11 protein-coding genes and 1 pseudogene are annotated in these 7,351 nt (G+C 65.5%); 7 read left to right on the forward strand and 5 right to left on the reverse strand.

The features are described 5' to 3' along the window. Positions 1-74: 74 nt before the first annotated feature. The 3 genes from H7I57_RS32165 to H7I57_RS32175 are packed head-to-tail and all read right to left on the reverse strand — an operon-like array spanning position 75 to position 1,983. The gene (locus tag H7I57_RS32165) at positions 75-713 is read right to left on the reverse strand and encodes a hypothetical protein (protein WP_264028464.1); all 639 of its coding nucleotides are present in this window, start codon (positions 711-713) and stop codon (positions 75-77) included. 5 nt (positions 714-718) lie between these two features. Beyond that, on the reverse strand, positions 719-1,180 hold the full coding sequence (locus H7I57_RS32170; RefSeq protein ID WP_264028465.1) for a hypothetical protein: 462 nt from the start codon (positions 1,178-1,180) through the stop codon (positions 719-721). Next, positions 1,177-1,983, reverse strand: coding sequence for a helix-turn-helix domain-containing protein (locus H7I57_RS32175; protein ID WP_264028466.1), 807 nt, complete (start codon positions 1,981-1,983; stop codon positions 1,177-1,179). Before H7I57_RS32175 ends, H7I57_RS32170 begins: the two co-directional genes overlap by 4 nt. A gap of 456 nt (positions 1,984-2,439) precedes the next feature. On the opposite strand from H7I57_RS32175, the gene H7I57_RS32180 reads away from it, so the two are divergent. Next, positions 2,440-3,141, forward strand: a complete 702-nt coding sequence (locus tag H7I57_RS32180) for a hypothetical protein (protein WP_264028467.1) — start codon at positions 2,440-2,442, stop codon at positions 3,139-3,141. Between the two features lie 77 nt (positions 3,142-3,218). Here H7I57_RS32180 and H7I57_RS32185 read toward each other — a convergent pair whose 3' ends face one another. Beyond that, on the reverse strand, positions 3,219-3,521 hold the full coding sequence (locus H7I57_RS32185; protein WP_264028468.1) for a hypothetical protein: 303 nt from the start codon (positions 3,519-3,521) through the stop codon (positions 3,219-3,221). Positions 3,522-3,721: 200 nt separating this feature from the next. On the opposite strand from H7I57_RS32185, the gene H7I57_RS32190 reads away from it, so the two are divergent. From H7I57_RS32190 to H7I57_RS32200, 3 genes are read left to right on the forward strand one after another with little or no spacing between them, the layout of a single operon-like run. Next, positions 3,722-4,012: a transposase gene (locus tag H7I57_RS32190; RefSeq protein ID WP_036349654.1), complete on the forward strand. Its 291-nt coding sequence runs from the start codon at positions 3,722-3,724 to the stop codon at positions 4,010-4,012. Beyond that, positions 4,009-4,941 (forward strand): IS3 family transposase, encoded by a 933-nt coding sequence (locus tag H7I57_RS32195; protein WP_036349463.1) that lies wholly within the window; start codon positions 4,009-4,011, stop codon positions 4,939-4,941. Before H7I57_RS32190 ends, H7I57_RS32195 begins: the two co-directional genes overlap by 4 nt. Positions 4,942-4,995: 54 nt before the next feature. Continuing rightward, positions 4,996-5,232: a hypothetical protein gene (locus tag H7I57_RS32200; RefSeq protein WP_264028469.1), complete on the forward strand. Its 237-nt coding sequence runs from the start codon at positions 4,996-4,998 to the stop codon at positions 5,230-5,232. Positions 5,233-5,273: 41 nt separating this feature from the next. On the opposite strand, the gene H7I57_RS32205 is transcribed toward H7I57_RS32200, so the two are convergent. Further along, the gene (locus H7I57_RS32205) at positions 5,274-6,230 is read right to left on the reverse strand and encodes a DUF4226 domain-containing protein (protein WP_264028470.1); all 957 of its coding nucleotides are present in this window, start codon (positions 6,228-6,230) and stop codon (positions 5,274-5,276) included. Positions 6,231-6,374: 144 nt separating this feature from the next. On the opposite strand from H7I57_RS32205, the gene vapB reads away from it, so the two are divergent. The 3 genes and pseudogenes from vapB to H7I57_RS32220 form a co-directional block, all read left to right on the forward strand. After that, positions 6,375-6,602 carry a type II toxin-antitoxin system VapB family antitoxin gene (vapB, locus tag H7I57_RS32210; protein ID WP_048471216.1) on the forward strand — a complete coding sequence of 76 codons (228 nt, stop codon included), beginning with the start codon at positions 6,375-6,377 and terminating at the stop codon, positions 6,600-6,602. Further along, positions 6,593-6,994: a PIN domain-containing protein gene (locus H7I57_RS32215; protein ID WP_264028471.1), complete on the forward strand. Its 402-nt coding sequence runs from the start codon at positions 6,593-6,595 to the stop codon at positions 6,992-6,994. Before vapB ends, H7I57_RS32215 begins: the two co-directional genes overlap by 10 nt. Positions 6,995-7,040: 46 nt before the next feature. Further along, positions 7,041-7,351, forward strand: a pseudogene (locus H7I57_RS32220) (serine/threonine-protein kinase); the annotation flags it as partial.

Raw genomic sequence — 7,351 nt, forward strand, 5'->3', positions numbered from 1 at the left:
CGGCCCCGCTCACCACACCGAGCGGGGCCGTTCTCATAGCCCACCCATCATCACCGCCAATGACGCCGACATCCTCATCCATAGCGACGGGCAACAGTATAGGCGGCGCCGGGGGCATCGACTGCGGGAAATTCTTGGAACTGTGGGCGGGGGAGGGTCCGCCTTGCCGCAATCCTGGCGACCACGCTCAGTTGCGCCAGGGCGTGCTCAATGTGGTGTTCTAGGCCCTCGTGGGGTGGCGGGCCGCCGGCGGTGCGGATGTCTGGTTCGAGGTCCTCCAGGTCCGGCCATGAAGGCAGGGGTGCGGGGGAGTGCTGTGCGGAGTGGTTTAGGAACGCGGTGGCAACCCACACCATCTTCGTGGCGTCGAGCACGTCAGCCTGGCCGATGCTGGGGTCAAGGATGTAGGAGACGTCGACGGGGAGATCGAGGGCAGGCTTGGCAAGGTCGATCCCGGGCACGCGGGGATGCAAAGCCGCGTAGTAGATCCACAGGAATGGCCCGTGTGCGTCTCGGCCGAGTTGGCCCGGCGGGTAGTCGCCGTCCGACGCGGCCGCAGGGAGGCGGTGCTTAACGGGTGTCGCCAGCTGAACGCATAGCTGGGCGGCGCCGTCAGGGCCGGGCAGGCTGGCCAGCACTGTGGCCGGTGTTGGGGCGCTGTTGAGCAGTTGCACGGGGCCGCACTCGACGTGGTGAAGAAGTACCTCGCTCATTGTTGTTACTGACCTTTCCGACTTACTTCGAGCCGTTCGAGGGGACTGCCGGGGCGGGCTGCGGGGGTGGGGGTCTCCATGACGGCGCTTTCGATGGCGCCCTCAATGGCGCTACTGGAGTACGTCGACGGTGCGTGCTTGTCGAAGTCCTCGTGAGCCCAAGTCTCGGGGGCAAGGGTGATATTGATCGACAGCGGTACCGTCAGCTCTAGGGCCGCGAGCTGCGCGTGGATGGCCTCGGTGAGCCGGGTCGCGTACTCGGTGTATTCGCGTTTCTGCTGCTCAGTGAGTGCGTCGACCAGGGCAGCGATCGACTGCATGGCTTGCTCATAGGCGATCTCGCCGGGGGTTGGATCGCGGGAGGCCTCGGCCTCCGCTGAGAGTTCGGAGAGCAGGGCCACGTCGTCAGCGTCGCCGGTCCAGCCATCGTGGGTGATGACTAGGTAGCCGTTGTCGTCTACGTTCACCCAGTCCACGGCTGCGATGCGGGGGTCGTTGGGGGAGAAGGGGCCTGGCGGCAGGTCGGTGGGCTCAGGAATGGCGTCGGCGCGGGCGTCGAGTTCGAGTTGTGCGTCGGCATAGGCGTCGTCGCTGCCGTCGTCGATCTGGGCAAGAATGCTTTCCACCCAGAGATCGACCACGACCGGCTCGGTGCGCTGCCGTCGTCGATCTGGGCAAGAATGCTTTCCACCCAGAGATCGACCACGACCGGCTCGGTGCGATGGCGCAGTAAGTCTTTGTCGTCAAAGACCATGGCTTGTAGTGTGCGCCGAACCATTTCGGCCTCCCACGAGCCTGGCCGGCCTGCCAGTGCTTCCTCGATGCTCCCAACGTTGGCCGCCGCGCCCGCCAGGGCCAGCGTTACGAAGGCGGCCCAGTCGATGCGCAGCGCGGCGCGGGGATCGGGATCGACCTCCCATTGGCCTGACGTCGCTTGCCGCATAGGTTGATTGGTCAGCCGGGTTGCCTCGGTAAGTACGCTGATCGCGTCGTGGAGGACCTCATCGTGAGGCCTCGGTGTGGACGCCTGGTCGTCGGTGAGGTATCCGGTGTCGAAGAGGGCCGCAGAAACGACCTCGCGATAGGGCTTGCCGATCACGCGGGCGACGGCCGCCAAATTCTCGCGGTCCGGGAGGCGGCTGACACCGTTAATCCGCCACTTGCGCAGGTTCTCGCGGGACATGCCAATCCGGCGGGCCACTTCGGATTCGCTCACGCCGTGCGCGGTCCGATACCTGTCGATCAACTCGACGAGGCGGGGGATTGCCATGCCGCCAAGTATTCTGCGACAGTATGCTTACGTCAAGTGTAAGTTAGCATATATGCCAACTGTGAGTTGACATAATCGCTATTATCGGCGAAATGCGTTGCGGCGCAGTAGTATTCATGTTTGCGTTCTTACGCAGCTGCCAGAGTTGCCAACAGGGTGCGCGAGCCGGACAAGGTACGTCCAGTGCCGGCGCGGTAGCGTCACGGCGGTGATTACCTCGGTCGATGGCGTGCGTCAAAAGCGCGCCAGCCATGGAATGGGCCGGCGGCCACCGGCGGCGCATCCGTCCGACACGAATGGTGCCCGGCAGCGATCGAGTGAAATTTCAGGCGTTCTCTACTGGCGTGCCCGTGACGCCCCCCGCCGACCGCACAGCACATGCTGCAGGTCCGCGACGTTCTTGCGTCACTGTGACGAATTGAGGATACGGGCCGCTGCCACGGAGTGTGCAACCCGATGAGCGCACCAGCTGCTGTTGACCTCGCCGAGTACCTACGCCGGCCGCCAGTGGCGCGCCGAGGCTTCGCGGAGCTGAGCCTGCCGGTGCTGCACTTCGAAAGCCTCGACGCCGCCACGGTCAGTTGGTGTCGCGATTGGCGCGCAGAAATACGAATGACCGCTCTGGCCGCCGAGGTGGGCTCCCCCGCGGTGACGGTTGGAGCGGTGGACTTCGTGCTCGTGCACCTCGGGCAGATCCACCAACCGGTCGCTGACCGTCTCGCCCAGTTGGGCACCCGGGAGGCCCGCTTCGGACAGCTGTTCAACGGCGGAGAACTTGAGGCGACGCTCGACGAGCACATCGAATTCTTCGACGGTATGCCAATATTAACCGTTCTACCGGTGGTGGCCGCGGTCGTCGACGACCTCATGCCGGCCTCCCGGCTGCGCCCCTGGTCGGTGGCCGAGGTCATCCATACGATGCTGCCGACAAACTCGGGCATGGCGGTCGCTTCTGCCCTCGACGGCGCCGGCCGGCCTGGTCGTCAATTGGTGTCGGCGGACCGGCTCGACCGCGACTGGCTCGACGTCGGCCTCACGGGAATCCCTGGTCATCCAGCCCTGCTCGGTCGAGCGACGATGTTCACCTATCTCGACGATGCGCGCGCCGCCTTAGCAGGCGTCGCCGACGAGGTGGTCGCCGTTCGAGCGGATGGCTAAACCCGGATCTCAGATCTGCTGGCCTGCTGGGCATTCAGCCTCACGCCAGCACGCTAGCCAGAAGTGCGTTGTCATCGTCACTCACGCTGCGCGACCACCCAGGGGATCGCTCGGAGGGCGCCAAACACGAAGATGCCCCATAGACAGAGCATTCCGGTCCATAGCGCCATCTCGTCGTCGCGAAGCCACGCCGCGCCGTGAAGGGCGCCTTCCACAAGGGCGCCGATACCAACGAACGTGAACAGGATGGCGCTGAGCCCAACGACCGCGCCCAACCCCTGGGTGCTGCGCGATGGCCATCGGCGCTTCACGTACGTCTCAACAGCCAACGTCGCGAAGAGAAACAATCCGGCCCACGCGGTAACCCAGAAACCAAGCATGACGCTGATGCTAAGGCGCGTCTGCGACACCGCACTCAATCTCTTGGTCAGCCTGGCCCGAGCACACCAAACGCACGGCGTCAGGCGCCTGCCGTTTGCAGCGAAAATTGTTGCTCAGCAACCTATTGAGGTGCCCTTACGATCTTCAGGTGGGGTGAGGTTCCCCCGGGAGCGTGGAGGCATCCACAATAGGGGTCGAGATGCCAGAGAAACGCAAGAAGTACGACCGGGCGTTCCGTGAGGGCGCGGTGCGGATCGTGCACGAGACAGGGAAGCCGATCGCGGCGATCGCGCGGGAGCTCGGGGTCAACGAGGGCACCCTCGGGAACTGGGTGACCCGGGACCGCGAGGCCCGGGAGGGGCGCGGGGAGTTGACCCGCGATGACATGGACGAGCTCAAGCGCCTGCGCAGCGAGAACGCCGAGCTGCGGATGGAGCGCGATGTCCTCAAGCGATCCGTGGTCCTGTGGGTGAAGGAGGCGACGAAGTGAGCGTGGCACGCTTTGTCGCTGACCAGAGGACCAAATACCGAGTGCCCCATACGTTTACCTGTGCGCTGCTGGGAATCAGTGTGTCGTGGTTCTACAAGTGGCTGGCCCGCGCCGGCGACCCTGATGGGGTGCACACCGACTCTGATCGGCGACGCGCCGCCCTCGACGAGGCGGTCCACACGGCCTTCAACACAGCCAAGGGGTTGCATGGTTCGCCGCGGCTGGCGGCCGATCTGCGCGATCTGGGCTGGACGGTGTCGGAGAAGACGGTGGCCGACTCGATGCGCCGTCAGCACCTGGTGGCACGTAAGAAGCGGCGCCGAGGAGGCTGCACTCGGACTGACAAGACCGCACCGAAGTTCCCCGACCTGCTCAAACGCAACTTCACCGCCGCTAGGCCGAACCAGAAATGGGTAGGCGATATGACCGAGATCCCGACTGCTTCCGGGAAGCTGTATCTGGCCACGGTGATCGATTTGTACAGCCGGCGGTTGCTCGGGGCGGCCACCAGTACCCGCGCGGATGCCGGGTTGGCGTGTGCGGCCGTCCAGATGGCCGTGGCCACCCGGGGAGGCCCGCAGGCCATCTGGCGCGACGAGGAGGCCCAGCGGGTCATCTTCCACACCGACCGTGGCGCCACCTACACCGCCAAGGCGTTTCGGCGGCTGTGTGCCACACTCGGGATCCGGCAGTCGATGGGACGAGTGGGATCGTGTTTCGACAACGCCGCCGCCGAAGCGTTCTTCTCCTCGCTGGAGTGGGAAGTCCTGTCCCGCAACACATTCAGTGATACCATCCAAGCGCGGGCCGTCGTCATCGACTGGTGCTACACGTTCTACAACCACCAACGCCGACACAGCGCCGCCGACGGGCTCTCACCCGTCAACTACGAGATCAGGGAACAACAACCGAAGCCGCAAGCGGCTTAAGAAACCCTCCACGATCTCGGGGGAACCACAGGGGTTACAGCGAGAAGTGTTGCCTTGCTCGATGCGCGCGCCGATAACGTCGGATCGCGCATCCACTGGGAGATGCACGTACACGCCGGTGGTGATCCGGATACTGTCGGACTGACCGCCGGCGCCGGTCATGTTTTCATCTACGGACCCGTCCGCCTCGACGATCGCGCCGTCACGCACATCAACGCCCTTCTGGACGCGCTACTGCGCCGCGAGCGCCGCATCGTCGAAGACCACCAGGGCCGACCGCAATTGATCTGAACTACGAACCCCTCAGGCGGCTGGCTTCCTCCTCCTCCTCACTAGGGCCTGGACGGATCGGGCACCCACCACCCGGGCATGTACTCCACATAACCCCACGGGGCAAGCTGATCTGGCGCAATCTCCACCACGTCGCGGATATCGATGGGCTGCTGCGGCTTGGACCACGGCGGCTGCGCACCGTAATAGGAATCAGGGTGTGGGACACCAATTCCCGGAGCCACCTGCTGATAACCCGGCGGGAAGAGCGCACCCGAGTCGGGATCGATCACCCGAACGTCACTCAGATCGAGGGGATACTTCGCCGGCGGCGGCGGCGGCACATACCCCAGGCTGCCCTCAGGGTCTGGATACCAAAGGTTGGGACCCACTTGCTTGTAGTTCGGCGGCGCGAGCTCGCCGTCACCCACGTAGGTCAACTTCGTGACGTCGAGCCAGTACCGCGGATCTTCACCGTGCGGTGGGTCCTCCCCCGGCTTGTCGGTAGGAAGATCGGCCGGAGCCTGGGGCAACTCACCCGAGCCGTAGCTGAGTGCTCTCACTTCGCCGGCGGCCTGGCTGGACTGCTGCTGAGTCGAGGCCACCACCGACTGGGCGCGGGCGACCTGAGTCCGCAGCGCCTTGAGCACCATCATCTCCGCCGCAGGCGTTCGAGCCGATCCAGCCACCTCGGCGATCGAGCGCGTCTGGGCGACAATCGTGTCCATTTGGCGCGCCCCGCCCTCGGTGATCTGCGCAGCGCTGGCCAATCGAGCTTCCAAGGTGGAGTCGGTACGGCCGGCGGTGACCAGCTCCCGGTTCTGCTGCTGGACCACCGACGCATGCCGATCGACGAGCTGACCAGACAGGCCCGACATCTGCTGGCCCGCGCCGCTGACGGATTCCGCGGCAGTCTGCAGAGGAACGCCCGACGTCGCCACAGGCCCGGGTGTACCGAACAGCGAGCGGGCGCGTTCGACCACCGCCAGCGCCTGGGCCGCCTCAAGCTGAATGGTCACGCCACCAATTATCGGGCATGCAGAGCCCTGGTGACAGCAGGAGTCAGCCCGGCCGCGCGGATGCCCGTCGCGATGAGTGTCGCCGCAGGGGGCCAGCTAAACACCCTGTAAACTGATAACGATGATATCAGGAGGTCATGCGCGATGGGCGATGTGCTGATCCGCGGACTGTCCGACGCGGCGATCGCGCGTATCGACGCCGACGCAGCCGCCCGCGGTCTCTCACGCCAAGAATATCTGCGAACCAGATTCGAGACCGAAGGTTCAGTGAGCGCCCCCACGCGCACCATGACCGTCGACGATCTACGCCGCGCCGCCGCGGCGGCCACCGACCTCGACGACCCCGACATCATGGACGCAGCGTGGCGGTGACCAACTGGCTCATCGACAAATCGGCCTACACGCAACTGGTGGCCTCCCCAGACGCCCAGGCCTGGGTCGAGCGCATCGAACGCGGCCTCGTGCGCATGAGCACCGTCACCCGCCTACAGATCGGCTACTCGTTCCGCAACGGATCGCAGGCCCGCAGCGAATCAGGCGCACCGCCGCTGGCATTCGAGTACCTGACCCCAGCCGCCGAGGACCGCGCCGTGGGCGTGCAGCTCCAGCTGGCCGACCGTGGGCTGCACCGCGCCCCGGCGATCCCGGATCTGCTTGTGGCCGCGGTCGCCGAGATGGCCGGCCTTACCGTGCTTGCCGTCGACACGGACTTCGACCTGATCGCGCAGGTCACCGGACAAGCCGTCGAACGGCTCCGCCTATGAGCACACACGTGCGCAGCCGTCACCGTTCGGCAGAGAAGGTGTCGCCATGACCGCACCAGAGGGCCAGCCCACACCGCCCACCAACATCGCCGGATACCGCGTCGAGCGGGTCCTGGCCGTCACGGCGATGGCGACGGTCTACCTGGTGCACAGTCCCACCCTGCCGCGCCGGGAAGTACTCAAAGTGCTTCAACCCGAGCACGCCAACGGCGACCACGTTCGCGCCCAGTTCCTCCACGAAGCCGACATCACCGCCGGCCTCGAACATCCCAACATCGTGCGCGTGTTCAGCCGCGGCGAGACCGACACCGGCCAACTGTGGATCGCCATGGAGTACGTCGAGGGAACCAACGCCGA

This window comes from Mycolicibacterium pyrenivorans, assembly GCF_025821625.1.
Classification (GTDB): Bacteria; Actinomycetota; Actinomycetes; order Mycobacteriales; family Mycobacteriaceae; genus Mycobacterium; species Mycobacterium pyrenivorans.

What these genes read in the sequence shown, in the direction of transcription:
- H7I57_RS32180 (WP_264028467.1), top strand. Translation starts at nt 2,440, where the DNA reads ATGAGCGCACCAGCTGCTGTTGACCTCGCCGAGTACCTACGCCGGCCG.
- H7I57_RS32175 (WP_264028466.1), bottom strand. Translation starts at nt 1,983, where the DNA reads ATGGCAATCCCCCGCCTCGTCGAGTTGATCGACAGGTATCGGACCGCG.
- H7I57_RS32185 (WP_264028468.1), bottom strand. Translation starts at nt 3,521, where the DNA reads ATGCTTGGTTTCTGGGTTACCGCGTGGGCCGGATTGTTTCTCTTCGCG.
- vapB (WP_048471216.1), top strand. Translation starts at nt 6,375, where the DNA reads ATGGGCGATGTGCTGATCCGCGGACTGTCCGACGCGGCGATCGCGCGT.
- H7I57_RS32190 (WP_036349654.1), top strand. Translation starts at nt 3,722, where the DNA reads ATGCCAGAGAAACGCAAGAAGTACGACCGGGCGTTCCGTGAGGGCGCG.
- H7I57_RS32165 (WP_264028464.1), bottom strand. Translation starts at nt 713, where the DNA reads ATGAGCGAGGTACTTCTTCACCACGTCGAGTGCGGCCCCGTGCAACTG.